Consider the following 16,473-nt stretch of genomic DNA (forward strand, 5'->3'; position numbering starts at 1 on the left):
AATTCATTATTAAATACCAATTGTCAATTATCAATTGTTCATGTATCTTTGCAACTCTTAAAATTTAGAATATGACAAGAACTAATGTAGCTGAACTTTTAAGTTCAGATAAATTTTTACAAGAAGTAACTTTAAAAGGTTGGGTTAGAACATTTAGAGCAAATCGTTTTATTGCTTTAAATGATGGTTCAACAATAAATAATATACAATGTGTAGTAGATTTTGAAAATACTGATGAAAGTGTTCTAAAACGAATTACTACAGGTGCTGCAGTTTCAGTGAAAGGAATTTTAATTGAAAGCCAAGGTAAAGGACAAAGTGTTGAAATTAAAGTTTCTGAAATAGAAATTTTAGGAGATTCTAATCCTGAAGAATACCCAATTCAGCCAAAAAAGCACAGCTTTGAATTTTTACGTGAAAATGCACATTTAAGAATTAGAACAAATACATTTAGTGCAGTAATGCGTTTACGCTCTGCATTATCATTTGCGGTTCATAAATATTTTACTGAAAACGGATTTTATAATTTCCATGCACCAATAATTACAGGTTCTGATGCTGAAGGAGCTGGAGAAATGTTTAATGTTAGTACATTAGACCCTGAAAACCTTCCAAAAACTGAAGAAGGAACTGTTGATAGATCTAAAGATTTCTTCGGAAAAGAAACAAATTTAACAGTTTCAGGTCAGTTAGAAGCTGAAACTTATGCAATGGCTTTAGGTAAAGTATATACATTTGGTCCAACTTTTAGAGCTGAAAATTCAAACACTACACGTCACTTATCTGAATTTTGGATGATTGAACCTGAAGTAGCTTTTAATAATTTAGATGATAACATGGATTTATCAGAAGATTTTATTAAATCGGTTATTTCATATGTGTTGGAAAATTGTAAAGACGACTTGGCTTTTTTAGACAATAGATTAACGCAAGAAGATAAAACGAAGCCAACTATAGAACGTAATGAAATGTCGTTATTAGAAAAGCTAAACTTTGTTGTTGATAATAATTTTAAACGTGTTAGTTATACAGAAGCAATTGATATTTTAAGAAATTGTAAACCTAACAAAAAGAAAAAATTTCAATATATAATTAACGAATGGGGAGCCGATTTACAAAGTGAACACGAACGTTATTTAGTTGAAAAACACTTTAAATGTCCCGTAATTTTATTTGATTATCCAGCAAACATTAAAGCATTTTATATGCGTTTAAATGATGATGGCAAAACGGTAAGAGCAATGGATGTTTTATTTCCTGGAATTGGTGAAATTGTTGGTGGTAGCCAACGTGAAGAGCGTTTAGATGTTTTAATGCAAAAAATTAAAGAATTAGATATTGATGAAAAAGAATTATGGTGGTATTTAGACACTCGTAAATTTGGGACAGCTGTACACAGTGGTTTCGGTCTTGGTTTTGAGCGTTTAGTTCAATTTACAACTGGAATGGGAAATATACGTGATGTAATTCCTTATCCTCGTACACCTCAAAACGCAGAATTTTAATAAAAAATAGCAGATTTAATATCTAGTTTTTTGTATTTTTAACCTAATTCATATTCGAAAAATTGAATGCTTAAACAAAGTTTAAATTTTAAATTACTTCAAAAATTATCTCCTCAACAAATTCAGTTGATGAAGATGATTCAATTACCTACACAAGCATTTGAACAACGTTTAAAGCAAGAATTGGAAGAAAACCCGGCTTTAGAAAGTGGAAAAGAAAATGATAATGAGTTTGATGATTCACAATCTAATGATGAATATGATGAAACTGGAAATGAAAATATTGACACTGAAGATATAAATATTGATGAATATTTAAGTGATGATGAAATTCCAAATTATAAAACACAGGCAAATAACTATTCGGCTGACGATGAAGAAAAACATATTCCATATGCCTCAGGAACATCATTTACGCAACACTTAAAAACTCAAATAAACACCTATCGTTTAACCGAAGAAGAAGAAATAATAACCGATTTTTTAGTTGGAAGTATTGATGATAGCGGATATATTAGACGTGATTTGGTTGATGTTTTAGACGATTTAGCTTTTACTCAAAATATTTTCACTACTCAAGAAGAATTAGAACGCTTACTTAAAATAGTTCAACAATTAGATCCGGCCGGAGTTGGAGCACGTGATTTAAGAGAATGCTTATTAATTCAATTAAAAAGAAAAAAAGAAAAACCAAGTAGAACTTTGGCTATCAATATACTTGATCAATCTTTTGATCACTTTGTAAAAAAACACTACACTAAATTATTACAAAAATTTCATATCTCAGAAGAAGAATTAAAAGAAGCAATCAAACAAGTTGAAAAATTAAATCCAAAACCTGGAGGTTCATTTGTTGGTAGTAACAAAATTGCTGAACAAATTGTACCTGATTTTACAATTAGAATTATTGAAGGAGAATTAGAACTTACTTTAAACTCAAGAAATGCACCTGAACTTCATATTTCTAATGAATATAATAACTTATTAAAAGGCTATAAAGATTCTAAAGATAAATCTAAAGCACAAAAAGATGCGGTTCTATTTATTAAACAAAAATTAGATGCTGCAAAATGGTTTATTGATGCTATAAAACAACGTCAACAAACTTTGTTTTTAAATATGAATGCTATTATTGAACATCAAAAAGAATATTTTTTAACAGGTGATGAACGTAAGTTAAAACCAATGATTTTAAAAGACATTGCCGATGTTATTAATATGGATGTTTCAACGGTTTCGCGTGTTGCAAATAGCAAATATGTATCAACACCTTACGGAACAAAATTAATAAAGGAATTCTTCTCTGAATCTATGAAAAATGATCAAGGTGAAGATGTTTCAACTAGAGAAATAAAAAATATATTAGAAAGCGTTATTAATGAAGAAAATAAAAAGAAACCTTTAACTGATGATAAATTAGCGATACTCTTAAAAGAAAAAGGATATCCTATCGCAAGAAGAACAGTGGCAAAATACAGAGAACAACTAGATATTTCTGTTGCACGATTAAGAAAAGAAATGTAGTTAAAAGCATTATAAATTTCCTATGAAGTTTTCAAAATTTATTTCCTATTTTTTTCACCCAATTAACTTTCCAATTCTTGGTTCAATTTTATATTTTCTTTTACTTCCAGAATATATATTTAAACCTCAAGAACATCTAATTATAACCGTATTATTAGTTGGAACATACATTTTTCCATTATTTCTTTTAATCCTTCTTAAACGCTTTGGAATGATAGATAGTTATCATATGGTAACTATTGAAGAGCGAAAATTTCCAACATTATTATTTATAACTACATGCTATATTCTAGGTAATTGGCTTTTTAAATCTACTGTTGTAGATATTTTATCATTATTTTATTTTGGATATGGGTTGGTGTTAATTAGCACTTATATACTTTTATATAACAACTTTAAAATCAGCTTGCATACGGCCGCAATTGGAGGTTTTATTGGCTTTTTAATATACTTTAGTTATCACTACAAAATTAATTTAATTATACTCTTATCCATCTTCTTTTTAATAAGTGGTTTTATTGCTTCATCTAGATTAAGGCTACAAGCCCATACTTCACTTGAGGTTGTTTTTGGGTTTGTGATAGGTTTAATTTCTCAATTTATTGTTTACTATATCTATTTATTGCTTTAAATTTAATTGGCTAATCAAATTAAGAGTTAATAATCTTGTGTATATCTATCATTAAGAGAAACGTCACATGATTAGAATATTCTACATAAATTTCTTTGGGTAAACTAAGCACTTTGCTACATCTAATTATTAAACTGTAAACATTCACTTTAGAGTAAACCTTATGTATTAAAAAAGGCAATCAAATATATATTTGATTGCCTTTTTTAATTTTAAAGAACTATTAAACTATTAATAATTAGACTTCAAATCACTACCTCTCGTAGTTGAGAAACTAATTTTTAAAGCGTTAATATCTCTTAATTGTTCTTTTATATCTAGAATTGTACCAACACTAGCTTCTTTATCAGCTTTTATTGAAGTCGTCATATATTTAACTTCTTCTTCTTTACGCAAGGCTCTTTCAGAAAAAATAAAGCTAGGGATATCATTAATATCAATAATTTTATCATTTACTTGAATTTTATCACCAGCTATTCTGGCATCTTTAGATTTACCAACGTAAATAGTACTTACCAAACTTTTATGTTCTAATTTTTTTACTTCACTAGCAGTAGGAAGAACTGGTTTTTTTAATAACAAATCAGTTTCTCTCATTGTGGTAGATACCATAAAAAAGAATAATAACATAAATACAATATCAGGTAAGGATGCTGTTGAAATAGCAGGTAATCCTTTTTTCTTCTTTTTAAATTTACTCATATTCTGATATTATTTAATTGGTTCTGGTTCAGAGATAATTTGAGGATAACTATCCTTTAAAAAGTTAATTTTATCCTTTAAACTTTCAGTAGCATTATCTTTATATTCGCCTAACAAATCTTTATAAGTTCGGTTATATTTCTTTAAAGCTAATTTGTTTCTTAATTCATTATAAGCAGCTTCTACTTCGTTTTGAATTGATACATACATACCATAAGTCGTCCCTCTATCACTTTGTAAAGAAATAATTGCCTTAGTTGGGTGATCAGAAGACGCAGGGTCTTTTGCTCCATTACAATAATCGCAAGGTTCACCTGGCTTATCGGCTTTAGGAGTTGATAAACCACCACCATTGTCAATAAAATCCATTGCCAAGCGCTTTATATCAGTTACTTGTACAAATTCATTTTCAACTAAAAGGGCATTATTACGGTTTACAACTATATCTAATATGTTTTTCTCTTTAATTGTTACTTGAGGAGTATCTTCTGATTTTTCTGGTAATTTACGTGCAATACCAGAATCTACATCCATAGTAGTTGTTACTAAGAAAAATATTAGAAGCAAGAACGCAATGTCTGCCATTGAACCAGCATTAATTTCTGAGTTTTCTCTTCTTGCCATATTTAGTTTATTTTACTAATGATTTAATAAAGTCTGCAAGAAAGGCTCCAAAACCAATAACACCTAAAATGGCACTAAAATTAATTCCTGTACTTACCCATTTTGAGATACTTCCTGCTTCACCTTCTTCTAATACTTTACCCATAACATCAGTTACAGCTGCATCAGAGGCGAATACGTAAGATCCTATTAATAGTACTGCCATTAGACCAACTCCCATTAAAGATCTTTTTAAAACCTGAGGGTGTTTTACTAAGTTAACTATTGAAAATACAACTGCTGTTACTGCTGTAGCAATTAATAGTATAACAGCAAACGATATAAATGGCGCTACATGACTGTCACTAATAGTTGGGTCAGCAAGCATAAGTTTAATAGTATCATCACCAGTAATAACAATTCTAGCAAAGAATACAAAACCTATTAAACCTATAAGACCTACAACTATAGTTAATATTTTTGATATTTTCTGATTCATAATTTATCTTATTTTTTATGTCTAACCAAAAGGTCAACAAGTGAAATTGAAGCATCTTCCATATTGTTTACAATACTATCTACTTTTGAGATAATGTAATTATAAAAAATTTGAAGAATAATTGCTACAACTAAACCAAATACTGTTGTTAATAATGCTACTTTAATACCTCCTGCAACAACTGTTGGTGAAATATCACCTGCTGCTTGAATAGAATCAAATGCATCAATCATACCAATTACAGTTCCCATGAAACCAAGCATTGGTGCTAAAGCAATAAATAAAGATAACCAAGAAATATTTTTTTCTAATAATCCCATTTGAACTCCACCGTAACCAACAACTGCTTTTTCAGCTGCATCTACACCTTCATCCATTCTATCTAATCCTTGATAAAAGATTGAAGCAACAGGACCTTTTGTATTTCTACAAACTTCCTTTGCAGCTTCTACTCCACCTGATTGTAAAGCTTCATCAACTTTATTTACTAATTTCTTAGTATTAGTTGTTGCCATATTCAAGTAAATAATTCTTTCAATTGCAATAGCTAAACCTAAAATTAAGGCTACTAATACAATTCCCATAAAAAATGGTCCACCTTCAATAAAACGTGTTTTTAACTCTTGGTGGAAAGTTTTTGATGCTGCTGCATCTGCAACTTGTTCTGTTTCTGCTGCATCTTGTGCAATTGCTTTAGGTGCTGCTCCAAACAACAATAATCCTGTAATAGCAAGGATAGTAAATACTCTTTTCATTGTGTAATAAGTTAATTTATTAATTTTTCGGTTTAAATATATAATAATCTTCACAAAACAATTAAAATTTAAAAAATAAACTGTGTTTACTTAATCTAAACTTCTTTTGCGAATGGCAAGTAACAAAAAAATGTTGAATTCTGAAAATTTTACAACCACTTTAAGTGTTTTTTTTGAAATCGCTATTATTTTTTATTATCAACAAAAATCAAACCAATTTTAACTCTTTTTTTGAAAAAAAATCAAATAGTTCATATTTAGTTACATATAAATTACTCAATCAAACTAATTTCACCCCTTAATTGTGTTTCAAAAAAAGATTTAAATTTATTTTTAGAGATATTTTCACCTAACAAGTACATTAATTTAGCTAAAGCAGATTCAGTTGTAATATCATTTCCGCTAATAACACCTATTTTTTCAAGCGCCATACTTGTTTCATATTGCCCCATAATAACACTTCCACCAATACATTGTGTAACATTAACAATGTATATACCATTACTTATAGCTTTACTCAATAAATTTAAAAACCATTTTTCAGTTGGGGCATTTCCAGAACCATACGTTTCTAAAATTACACCTTTTAACCCTTTACTATTCAAAATACTTTCTATAACAGTTTGTGTTATTCCTGGAAATATTTTTAAAATAGCTACATTATTATTTAATTGCTTTCTAATCTTTAATGGCTTAATTGAAGTTGGCTTATATATTAATTGTTTATTAAATTTTAAATGAACACCGCTTTCTCCTAATGGCGGGAAATTAGGCGATGTAAATGCTTCAAAATGTTCTGCATTCACTTTTGTAGTTCTGTTAGCTCTATATAATTTATATTCAAAATACAAACCTACTTCTGAAATAACTGGTCTTCCATTTTCTTGTGCCGAAGCAATTTCAATTGAAGTTATTAAATTTTCTTTAGCGTCAGTTCTTAAATCTCCAATTGGTAATTGTGACCCTGTGAAAATAATTGGTTTCGTTAAATTTTCGAACATAAAACTAATGGCTGATGCTGTGTATGACATAGTATCTGAACCGTGTAAAACAACAAAACCATCAAATTTTTCATAGTTTTCTTCAATAATTTCTGAAATAATAACCCAATTTGAAGGATTCATATTTGATGAATCTATTGGATTTTGAAACGAGATACTCGTAATAACACAATTTAAGTGATTAATTTCAGGTATGTGTTTTAATAATTTATCAAAATCAAAAGTTCGCAAAGCTCCTGTTTTAAAATCTTTAACCATCCCAATTGTACCGCCTGTATAAATTAAAAGTATTTGAGGTGTTTTTGCCATTTTGTCTTTTATTTTTTTTGGAATAATTTATGATGTAAATTTATCAAATTAATATACAATATTAAAAAGAAAATTATGATTGGATTTTATATAATAATTGGCGCTATTTCATTAATTAGCTGGTTGGTAAGTCAACGTTTAAAAAACAAATTTAAACACTACTCTAAAGTACATTTACAAAATGGCTTAAGCGGTAAAGAAATTGCTGAAAAAATGCTACACGACAATGGCATTTATGATGTTAAAATTATTTCAACACCAGGGAAATTAACTGATCATTACAATCCAGCAAATAAAACAGTAAATTTAAGCGAGGTTGTTTATAACCAACGAAGTGCTTCTGCTGCTGCAGTTGCTTCACACGAAGTTGGGCATGCAATTCAACATGCAAAAGCGTATCAATGGCTAACAATGCGCTCACAATTAGTTCCGGTTGTTAGTGTTTCATCTAAATTTTCACAATGGTTGGTTATTGGAGGAATTATTCTTGGAGCAGCATCTGGTAATGCGGGTATTGGTTTTATAATTGCACTAGTTGGATTAGGAATGATGGCTTTAGCAACTTTATTTAGTTTTATAACTTTACCTGTTGAATATGATGCAAGTAACCGTGCTTTAGCCTGGTTAAAAACAAGTAATATGCTAACAAATGAAGAACAAGATGGAGCTAAAGATGCCTTAAAATGGGCTGCAAGAACTTATTTAGTTGCTGCATTAGGTTCTTTAGCAATGTTACTTTATTGGGGTTTTAGAATTTTAGGTTCTAGAGATTAAATTTTATAATTGAATTTGACGATCTATTTGTTGATCTAAAGAAATAAACGTTTCTGTTCTGGCAACTCCTTTAATAGATTGTATTTCTTGATTCAGCAATTTCATTAAATGCTCGTTATCTTTACATAAAATTTTTATAAAAATAGCATAATTTCCTGTAGTATAATGACTTTCAGTTACTTCAGGAATTTCTTTTAATCGTTTTATTGCTGCTGAATATTTACTTGCTGCATCTAAAAACACTCCAACAAAAGCCATTGTTTTATACCCTAACACTTTAGGATTAATTACAAATTTTGATCCTGAAATTAAACCTGAAGCTTCTAGTTTACGTAGTCTTTGATGTATTGCTGCACCAGAAATTCCTACTTCACGAGCAATACCTAATATTGGAGTTCTAGCATCGCTCATTAAATTTTTTAAAATAATTTTATCAATACCATCAATATGTAACTCTTTTTCCTTCATAAGATTTATAATTGTAAGTAAATTTAAAAAAATAAAGGATATGAAAAATCATATCCTTTATTTTTATTTTAAACTGAAATTTTATTCATCTTCTGGAAGCAGTACAAAATCTTCCATAAATTTGGTAGTGTAATTACCTGCAATATAATCTGGATGATCCATTAACTGTCTATGAAAAGGAATTGTAGTTTTTACTCCTTCAATTACAAATTCGTCTAAAGCTCTTCTCATTTTACTAATGGCAACTTCACGAGTTTGAGCAGTTGTAATTAATTTAGCAATCATTGAATCATAATTAGCTGGAATTGTATACCCTGCATACACATGAGTATCAATTCTAACTCCATGACCTCCAGGAATATGTAATGTTGTTATTTTACCAGGCGAAGGTCTAAAATCTTTATATGGATCTTCAGCATTAATTCTGCATTCTATAGAATGTAATTTAGGTAAATAATTTTTTCCTGAAATTGGAATTCCTGCTGCTACTTTTATTTGTTCGTAAATTAAATCGTAGTCTATTACTTGTTCGGTAATTGGATGCTCAACTTGAATACGCGTATTCATTTCCATAAAATAGAAATTCTTATGCTTATCAACTAAAAATTCAACAGTCCCAGCTCCTTCATATTTAATATATTCTGCAGCTTTTACTGCTGCATCACCCATTTTCTTTCTTAAAGCAACAGTCATAAATGGCGACGGAGCTTCTTCAGTAAGTTTTTGATGACGACGTTGAACAGAACAATCTCTTTCTGATAAGTGACAAGCTTTACCAAATGAATCTCCAATAATTTGAATTTCAATATGACGAGGCTCTTCAATCAGCTTTTCCATATACATTCCGTCATTTCCAAAACAAGCAAAAGCTTCTTGCCTTGCCGCGTCCCACATATCTTTTAAGTCTTCTTTTTTCCAAACGGCACGCATTCCTTTTCCTCCACCTCCTGCAGTTGCTTTTAGCATTACAGGGTAGTTCATTTCATTAGCTAATTTTTCAGTTTCTTCAAATGTATCTAATAAGCCTTCAGAACCCGGAATTGTAGGTACACCTGCAGCTTTCATTGTAGCACGTGCAGAAGCTTTATCTCCCATTCTGCTAATCATTTCTTCAGAAGCACCTATAAATTTAATCCCATGTTCTTCACATAATTTAGAAAATTTAGCGTTTTCTGATAAAAATCCATAACCAGGATGAATTGCATCTGCATTTGTAATTTCAGCGGCTGCTAATATTGCTGACATTTTTAAATACGATTCACTACTTGCTGCTGGTCCAATACAAACCGCTTCATCTGCAAAACGTACATGCAAACTTTCTGCATCTGCCGTTGAATAAACAGCAACTGTTTTTATTCCAATTTCTCGGCAGGTTCTAATAACACGTAGTGCTATTTCACCTCTATTGGCAATTAATATTTTTTTAAACATAAATTCTTCAATTTTTCAATATTCAAAAAACAAATTCCAAATAAATTTTGGAATTTGAGAATTAAAAATTGTGATTTTACATTATGCTGGATCTACTAAAAATAATGGTTGACCAAACTCAACTGGAGTTCCGTCTTCAATTAATACTTTTACTATTTTTCCTGATACTTCAGCTTCAATTTCGTTAAATAGTTTCATTGCTTCAACCATACAAACTATAGTATCAGAACTTACTGTATCACCTACTTCAACAAAAACAGATTTATCTGGTGAAGGTTTTCTATAAAATGTACCAATAATTGGCGAAGTAATTTCAATATATTTTGAAGTTTCTTCTTTTTTTACTGTTTCTGCAGCAGGTGCTTCAACAGCAGCAACTGGTGCAGCAGCAACAGGCATTTGTGGAATTCCCATTGGAGCTTGTTGCAAAATAGTAGTTTCTGTTTTTTCTGACCCAGTTTTAATGGTGATTTTAATATCTTCCATTTCTAACTTTACTTCACTTGCGCCAGATTTAGCTACAAATTTAATCAGGTTTTGAATATCTTTTATATCCATATGTTTGGTTTTAGTATTATAATAATTATGAGTTATATGCCCATTTTAAGTAAATTGATCCCCAAGTGAAACCACCACCAAATGCTGCAAAAATTATAGTATCTCCTTTTTTAAGTTGTTCTTCGTAGTCTGCCAAAAGCAAAGGTAAAGTAGCTGACGTTGTATTTCCATATTTTTGAATATTCATCATTACTTTTGAGCTATCTAAGTCTATTCTATTGGCTGTAGCTTCAATTATTCTTTTATTAGCTTGGTGAGCCGCAAGCCAATTTACATCTTCATTAGTTAAATTATTTCGTTCTAAAATTTTCACAGTTGCATCAGCCATATTAAAAACTGCATTTTTAAAAACAGTTTTACCATCTTGACGAACAAAATTTTCTTTATTATCTATCGCTTCTTTTGTTGTTGGATACAATGATCCTCCGGTTTTTACTTGTAAGAAATCTCTTCCAGTTCCATCACTACGTAAATATTCATCTTGCAAACCTAAACCTTCTTCATTTGGTTCAAATAATACTGCTCCTGCTCCATCTCCAAAAATAATACATGTTGCTCTGTCTGTATAATCAATCATTGAAGAACACTTGTCTGCTCCAATAAGTAATACTTTTTTATGTTTACCTGATTCTATAAAGCTTGAAGCAACTGACATCCCATATAAAAAACTTGAACATGCTGCTTCCAAATCAAATCCAAAAGCATTAGTGGCGCCTATTTGAGAAGCTGTGTAAACAGCTGTAGCTGCAGCTTGCATATCTGGTGTTGCTGTAGCAACTATCACTAAATCAATTTCTTTTGGGTCTAATTTTTTCTTTTCAATTAATTGTTGAGCTGCTTTTATTGCCATGTAAGAAGTTCCTTTCCCTTCTCCCTTTAAAATTCTACGCTCTTTTATCCCTGTTCTTGAAGTAATCCATTCATCATTGGTATCAACCATTTCTTCTAACATTGCGTTTGTTAAAATGTCTTCGGGAACATATTTTCCAACGGCGGTAATTGCTGCGGTAATTTTTGTCATAGTTTATTTTCTTTTATCAAAAAGAGTGGGTAAAAGTAGTAAAATATAATTTGTTTTTTTACTGAATTTTATCATTTTTTGATTCATTTTAGGCATAAAAACAAAAAAAACCCTCAGAAATGAGAGTTTTTGGTGCTTTTTTACTTAAAACTAATTAAGCTTGAATTTCTTCAGAATCTATTACAATTTGACCTCTGTAGTATACTTTACCTTCGTGCCAGTGAGCTCTATGATATAAATGTGCTTCACCAGTTGTTGGGTCTACAGCAATTTGTGGTGTAACTGCTTTATAGTGAGTTCTTCTCTTATCTCTTCTAGTTTTTGATATTTTTCTTTTAGGATGCGCCATTACTTGTATTTTTATCTATTAGTATGTTTTTTAATTTATTCCACCTAGGATCAATTTCTTTTTTATTTTCTTCTTCCTTTTGGTCCTTTACTTGTAATTCATTTAATTTTTCTAACACTTCTGATTGTAATGTTCCATCATTTACACCTGGGTGTATTCTTTTTAATGGTATCGCCAATACAATTACTTCATATAGGTATTGTGCTACATTTAGTTTATAATCTGAGTAAGGAATAATTAATAATTCCTCATTCTCGTCATTATATTCATCTCCAAATTTTATAATTAAATCAAATTTTGTTTCTATTGGTTGTTTAAATAACTCGTTTGTAATATCACAAGTAACTTCTACCCAACCTAAAAAAACAAAATTCAACTCATACATAGTAGCTTTTTTCAAAAAGGATAAAACTACTTTTATGTTTGAATTACAAAATTCATCATAGTTAAAAAAATCAAAGAACGTATTCTTAATTATATACTCAAATTGATGATTTCCTTCTTTTAAACCAACAAAAGAAATGTCAAACTCTTTTAAATCTTTCATTTAGAACTTCAATTTGAGCGTGCAAAGATATAAAATTATACACAAATTTTAAAAATTTATCGTTTTTCTTTTTTTGGCTTTACTTTTAAAATGTTTTCTGTCAAACTTTTATACTCGTTTCTTGTTCTAAAAATTTGAATTCCGCTAAAAACAGCTTCCTTAAACGAGTTAATATTTGCTAACTCTTTACCAGCCAAATCATAAGCCGTTCCGTGATCTGGTGAAGTTCTAATTTTATTTAAACCAGCTGTATAATTAACTCCTCCACCAAATGCTAATGTTTTAAAAGGCGCCAAGCCTTGGTCATGATACATTGCTAAAACTGCATCAAAGTTTTTATAATTTCCTGAACCAAAAAAACTGTCTGCCGCATAAGGTCCGTACACTAATTTACCTTCATTTTGAATATTAGTAATTGTTGGTCTAATAATTTCATCATCCTCATTTCCTATAACTCCATTATCTCCACAATGTGGGTTTAGTCCTAAAACTGCAATTTTTGGTTTTGATATGGCAAAATCCTGCACTAAGGTAGCATGTAATATTGCTACTTTCTTCTGAATTAAATCGGTTGTAATTGTTTTAGCTATTTCAGATACTGGTATATGGCCCGTTATTAAACCTATTCTTAACTCATTAGACATCAATATCATTAAACTCTCACCTTCTAGTTTCGATTCTAAAAATTCTGTATGCCCCGGAAATTTAAAATCTTCCGATTGAATATTATCCTTATTAATAGGAGCTGTAACTAAAACATCTATTTTCCCATCAACTAAGGATTTTGTAGCTGATTCTAACGAAGAAAAAGCATATTTCCCTGAATCTTCAGTAGGTTCTCCAAGATTAATTTCAATATCTTCATTCCATAAATTTAAGATATTTAATTTCCCATGTATTGCTTTATCAGCATCCTTTATTCCATTGAATGGAATATTAATATTCATTGTTTTTTTATAGGCAGTTACTAATTTCGTAGACCCAAATAATATAGGCGTACAAAAATCTAACATGCGTTTATCTAAGAATGTTTTTAAAGCTATTTCTATACCAATACCATTAAAATCTCCTATAGAAATTCCTACTTTTATTTTTTCCGATTTGTTCATTAATCAGGTTTATTATTCTTAATTTTGAATGTTCAAAAGTAGTCAATTAAATTGATAAAATTATGTTTACAGGTATAATAGAAAGTTTAGGTATTGTAAAAAACATTGTTCAAGATGGTGAAAATTTTCATATTACTATTGAAAGTAATTTTACTTCAGAACTGAAAGTAGATCAAAGTGTTGCTCACAATGGTGTTTGCTTAACAATAGTTAACATTAATGAGAACGAATATACCGTAACAGCAATTAAAGAAACGTTAGATAAATCTAATTTTAAGCATCTTAAAATTGGTGATATCGTCAATTTAGAACGTGCAATGATACTTGGTGCAAGACTAGATGGGCATATTGTTCAAGGTCATGTTGATCAAACGGCTACTTGCACAAATGTTACTGAAGAAAATGGTAGCTGGGTTTATAGTTTTGAGTATGATACCTCTTTAAGTAATATTACTATTGAAAAAGGGTCTATAACAATTAACGGAACTAGCTTAACCGTTGTAAATTCAAAACAGCATAGTTTTTCTGTAGCAATTATTCCTTACACATATGAATTCACAAATTTTCACACCTTTAAAAAAGGCACTGTAATTAATTTAGAATTTGATGTAATTGGGAAGTATGTAGCTAGGTTGTTAGAAAAACACTAACATTCTCAGTTATTTCACACATGTTTTTCAAAATAAATAGAAATTGGTTTTGAAATATTTTGTAAAACAACTACTAGTTTTACCTCTAATTTTTGTGCTTTAATCTACATTGCAAAGCGCAAATTCCATTAGAATTCACCTTACATTTATTAATAACAAATAGTTGATTTTTTAAAATGGGAGTCTTTTGGTTTTTGATGGGGGTCGCAAAAGGTGTCTTTTTTTGTGAAATATTAGCAATATTCACTATTTGAAGTAAAATGTTATCAAGCGTATTAAACTAGCTATTTGAGTAGTGGTAGCATAACTTTATAGCATAAAAAAAAGACCTTACAATTAAGTAAAGTCTTTTTATTTTGTGGTCCCACAAGGGCTCGAACCTTGGACCCCCTGATTATGAGTCAGGTGCTCTAACCAACTGAGCTATGAGACCTAAAATTAGGACGCAAAAATAATACATATTTATATGATGCACAATATTTATTTCACAAAAAATTAGAAAAAATAAATTACCTTAGCTAAAAACAACTAACATGCACAAAATCAAAATTTTATTGCTCTTTATTATTTTTGTTAATATTAATTTATTTGGTCAAAATTCTGATTTAGAACAACATCGTTTTATAGATGATGTTCGCTTTGGAGGTGGTATAAATATTGGTGTTGGAAGTTCTTATTCAACATTTGCTATTTCTCCAAGTGTTATTTACGACTTTTCCAATACATTTAGTGCTGGTTTAAGTTTTACATATATTTATGTAAAAACAAAATCTATAATTAACCCAACCACCAACCACTATGGTGGAAGTGTTTTAGCATTATATAAACCAATTAAAAATTTACAGCTTACTACTGAGTTTGAACAATTAAAGGTTAATCAAAAATACTCAACAATTGACGTGACCGACTTAAAACAAAATGCATTGTACATTGGCGCAGAATATGTTACAGGAAATTTTTCTATGGGTTTACGCTACGATATTTTGTTTGATAAAACTACAAATATCATATACTCATCTGCTCTAACCCCAGTGTTTAGAGTTTATTTTTAAACCAAACTTTTTGATATTCTCTTTTTAAAATTAAAAAGGTTATTTGATCAATTGTAGCTTCTAAATTTTCAGCTTTTATAATTGCTAATTCATTTTCAGATACATCAACTCTGTATAAAAAGTTCAAATAATCATCATAATGATTCGTAATTAAATCTAATAAAATTTCACTTAACTTTTCCTTTAATTGAATTGGCGTAACTGACAAATCAAAGGTTTTATCTAAATTAGATAATTGAAAATCTTTATTTAATTGTTGAATTAATTGTTGGAATAAATTTTCAATTTCAACCTTCTGTAAAAGCGCTATAGAATTTTGTTCGGTTAACATTAAATAGTACGTTTCATTAAACTCACACCAAAATCTTTAAGAACTTGCTTCTTTTCTTCTGAAACAGTTAAAGTTTCTAAAACCTTAAACGCTTTATTCGTGTATAATTCTATTTCCTGAATTGTAATTTCTTTCAGTTCATTTCTCTCTAATAAATCTGTTACTTCTTCAACTTTACTATTACCATTCTTATTAATGGTATAAAAATCTAGCAATTTTTGTTTATCACTTTCTCCACAAACTTCTAATGCTTTCAGATATAAAAATGTTTTTTTATTTTCAGAAATATCACCTCCTATTTGTTTTCCAAATACTGCAGCATCTCCAAAAGTGTCTAAATAATCATCTTGTAACTGAAAAGCAATTCCTAGGTTTAAACCAAAATTGTAAATTGCTTCAGCTTCTTTTTCTTCAATATTAGCTATAATAGCACCCATTTTCATAGCTGCAGCAACCAAAACGGACGTTTTATAGGTAATCATTTTTAAATATTCTGGAATTGAAACATCATTTCTAGTTTCAAAATCCATATCTAATTGTTGGCCTTCACAAACTTCTAAAGATGTTTTATTAAAAAGTAGCATCAGTTTTTTAAAAGTTATTGGCTCATAACTTTCAAAACACTGATACGCCATAATCATCATAGCATCACCT

General features: G+C 29.6%; 20 protein-coding genes and 1 tRNA gene. 6 read left to right on the forward strand and 15 right to left on the reverse strand.

Features of this window, described 5'->3' with window-relative positions; all coding sequences use genetic code 11:
- Nucleotides 1-71: 71 nt before the first annotated feature.
- The 3 genes from asnS (at nt 72) to GQ540_RS09305 (ending at nt 3,660) form a co-directional block, all read left to right on the forward strand.
- Entirely contained in the window at nt 72-1,505 is a 1,434-nt protein-coding gene (asnS, locus tag GQ540_RS09295) for an asparagine--tRNA ligase (protein WP_291800335.1), read from the forward strand.
- Nucleotides 1,506-1,571: 66 nt separating this feature from the next.
- The gene (gene rpoN, locus GQ540_RS09300; RefSeq protein WP_291800337.1) at nt 1,572-3,029 is read left to right on the forward strand and encodes an RNA polymerase factor sigma-54; all 1,458 of its coding nucleotides are present in this window, start codon (nt 1,572-1,574) and stop codon (nt 3,027-3,029) included.
- A 22-nt stretch (nt 3,030-3,051) separates the two neighbouring features.
- A complete protein-coding gene (locus tag GQ540_RS09305; RefSeq protein ID WP_291800339.1) occupies nt 3,052-3,660 on the forward strand; it encodes a hypothetical protein in 609 nt (202 codons plus the stop codon).
- Between the two features lie 231 nt (nt 3,661-3,891).
- Here GQ540_RS09305 and GQ540_RS09310 read toward each other — a convergent pair whose 3' ends face one another.
- From GQ540_RS09310 to GQ540_RS09330, 5 genes are all read right to left on the reverse strand, one after another.
- On the reverse strand, nt 3,892-4,362 hold the full coding sequence (locus tag GQ540_RS09310) for a biopolymer transporter ExbD (RefSeq protein WP_291800341.1): 471 nt from the start codon (nt 4,360-4,362) through the stop codon (nt 3,892-3,894).
- A 9-nt stretch (nt 4,363-4,371) separates the two neighbouring features.
- Nucleotides 4,372-4,986, reverse strand: a complete 615-nt coding sequence (locus GQ540_RS09315; protein ID WP_291800343.1) for a biopolymer transporter ExbD — start codon at nt 4,984-4,986, stop codon at nt 4,372-4,374.
- Nucleotides 4,987-4,993: 7 nt separating this feature from the next.
- Nucleotides 4,994-5,464: a hypothetical protein gene (locus GQ540_RS09320; protein ID WP_291800345.1), complete on the reverse strand. Its 471-nt coding sequence runs from the start codon at nt 5,462-5,464 to the stop codon at nt 4,994-4,996.
- Between the two features lie 8 nt (nt 5,465-5,472).
- The gene (locus tag GQ540_RS09325; protein WP_291800348.1) at nt 5,473-6,219 is read right to left on the reverse strand and encodes a MotA/TolQ/ExbB proton channel family protein; all 747 of its coding nucleotides are present in this window, start codon (nt 6,217-6,219) and stop codon (nt 5,473-5,475) included.
- Nucleotides 6,220-6,491: 272 nt separating this feature from the next.
- Nucleotides 6,492-7,529, reverse strand: coding sequence for an asparaginase (locus GQ540_RS09330; RefSeq protein WP_291800350.1), 1,038 nt, complete (start codon nt 7,527-7,529; stop codon nt 6,492-6,494).
- 75 nt (nt 7,530-7,604) lie between these two features.
- Here GQ540_RS09330 and GQ540_RS09335 point away from each other — a divergent pair, with 75 nt between their 5' ends.
- Nucleotides 7,605-8,303 carry a zinc metallopeptidase gene (locus GQ540_RS09335; RefSeq protein WP_291800352.1) on the forward strand — a complete coding sequence of 233 codons (699 nt, stop codon included), beginning with the start codon at nt 7,605-7,607 and terminating at the stop codon, nt 8,301-8,303.
- A 3-nt stretch (nt 8,304-8,306) separates the two neighbouring features.
- On the opposite strand, the gene GQ540_RS09340 is transcribed toward GQ540_RS09335, so the two are convergent.
- The 7 genes from GQ540_RS09340 to pdxA all read right to left on the reverse strand — a co-directional run bounded on the left by GQ540_RS09340 (nt 8,307) and on the right by pdxA (nt 13,786).
- On the reverse strand, nt 8,307-8,771 hold the full coding sequence (locus GQ540_RS09340; protein WP_291800354.1) for an Lrp/AsnC ligand binding domain-containing protein: 465 nt from the start codon (nt 8,769-8,771) through the stop codon (nt 8,307-8,309).
- Between the two features lie 81 nt (nt 8,772-8,852).
- Nucleotides 8,853-10,202: an acetyl-CoA carboxylase biotin carboxylase subunit gene (gene accC / locus GQ540_RS09345; RefSeq protein ID WP_291800356.1), complete on the reverse strand. Its 1,350-nt coding sequence runs from the start codon at nt 10,200-10,202 to the stop codon at nt 8,853-8,855.
- Between the two features lie 81 nt (nt 10,203-10,283).
- On the reverse strand, nt 10,284-10,760 hold the full coding sequence (gene accB, locus GQ540_RS09350) for an acetyl-CoA carboxylase biotin carboxyl carrier protein (RefSeq protein ID WP_291800359.1): 477 nt from the start codon (nt 10,758-10,760) through the stop codon (nt 10,284-10,286).
- A 25-nt stretch (nt 10,761-10,785) separates the two neighbouring features.
- Nucleotides 10,786-11,781 (reverse strand): beta-ketoacyl-ACP synthase III, encoded by a 996-nt coding sequence (locus tag GQ540_RS09355; protein ID WP_291800361.1) that lies wholly within the window; start codon nt 11,779-11,781, stop codon nt 10,786-10,788.
- 154 nt (nt 11,782-11,935) lie between these two features.
- The gene (gene rpmF / locus GQ540_RS09360) at nt 11,936-12,130 is read right to left on the reverse strand and encodes a 50S ribosomal protein L32 (RefSeq protein ID WP_291800363.1); all 195 of its coding nucleotides are present in this window, start codon (nt 12,128-12,130) and stop codon (nt 11,936-11,938) included.
- Nucleotides 12,117-12,677, reverse strand: coding sequence for a DUF177 domain-containing protein (locus GQ540_RS09365; RefSeq protein WP_291800365.1), 561 nt, complete (start codon nt 12,675-12,677; stop codon nt 12,117-12,119). Before GQ540_RS09365 ends, rpmF begins: the two co-directional genes overlap by 14 nt.
- 56 nt (nt 12,678-12,733) lie before the next feature.
- Nucleotides 12,734-13,786, reverse strand: coding sequence for a 4-hydroxythreonine-4-phosphate dehydrogenase PdxA (pdxA, locus tag GQ540_RS09370; RefSeq protein ID WP_291800367.1), 1,053 nt, complete (start codon nt 13,784-13,786; stop codon nt 12,734-12,736).
- Nucleotides 13,787-13,848: 62 nt separating this feature from the next.
- Between pdxA and GQ540_RS09375 the strand changes: the two genes are divergently transcribed.
- Nucleotides 13,849-14,436, forward strand: coding sequence for a riboflavin synthase (locus GQ540_RS09375; protein ID WP_291800369.1), 588 nt, complete (start codon nt 13,849-13,851; stop codon nt 14,434-14,436).
- 359 nt (nt 14,437-14,795) lie between these two features.
- Here the strand turns inward: GQ540_RS09375 and GQ540_RS09380 are convergent.
- Nucleotides 14,796-14,869 (reverse strand) — tRNA-Ile (locus GQ540_RS09380).
- 100 nt (nt 14,870-14,969) lie between these two features.
- On the opposite strand from GQ540_RS09380, the gene GQ540_RS09385 reads away from it, so the two are divergent.
- Entirely contained in the window at nt 14,970-15,488 is a 519-nt protein-coding gene (locus GQ540_RS09385) for an alpha-ketoglutarate decarboxylase (RefSeq protein ID WP_291800371.1), read from the forward strand.
- On the opposite strand, the gene GQ540_RS09390 is transcribed toward GQ540_RS09385, so the two are convergent.
- Together GQ540_RS09390 and GQ540_RS09395 are read right to left on the reverse strand one after the other, a co-directional pair.
- The gene (locus GQ540_RS09390; protein WP_291800373.1) at nt 15,472-15,819 is read right to left on the reverse strand and encodes a hypothetical protein; all 348 of its coding nucleotides are present in this window, start codon (nt 15,817-15,819) and stop codon (nt 15,472-15,474) included. The two genes, GQ540_RS09385 and GQ540_RS09390, sit on opposite strands and share 17 nt — an antisense overlap.
- A partial coding sequence (locus tag GQ540_RS09395) for a polyprenyl synthetase family protein (protein WP_291800375.1) occupies nt 15,819-16,473 on the reverse strand: 655 nt, incomplete at its 5' end. The genes GQ540_RS09390 and GQ540_RS09395, both read right to left, overlap by 1 nt.

It is taken from the genome of Lutibacter sp., from assembly GCF_013139515.1.
Lineage (GTDB): Bacteria > Bacteroidota > Bacteroidia > Flavobacteriales > Flavobacteriaceae > Lutibacter.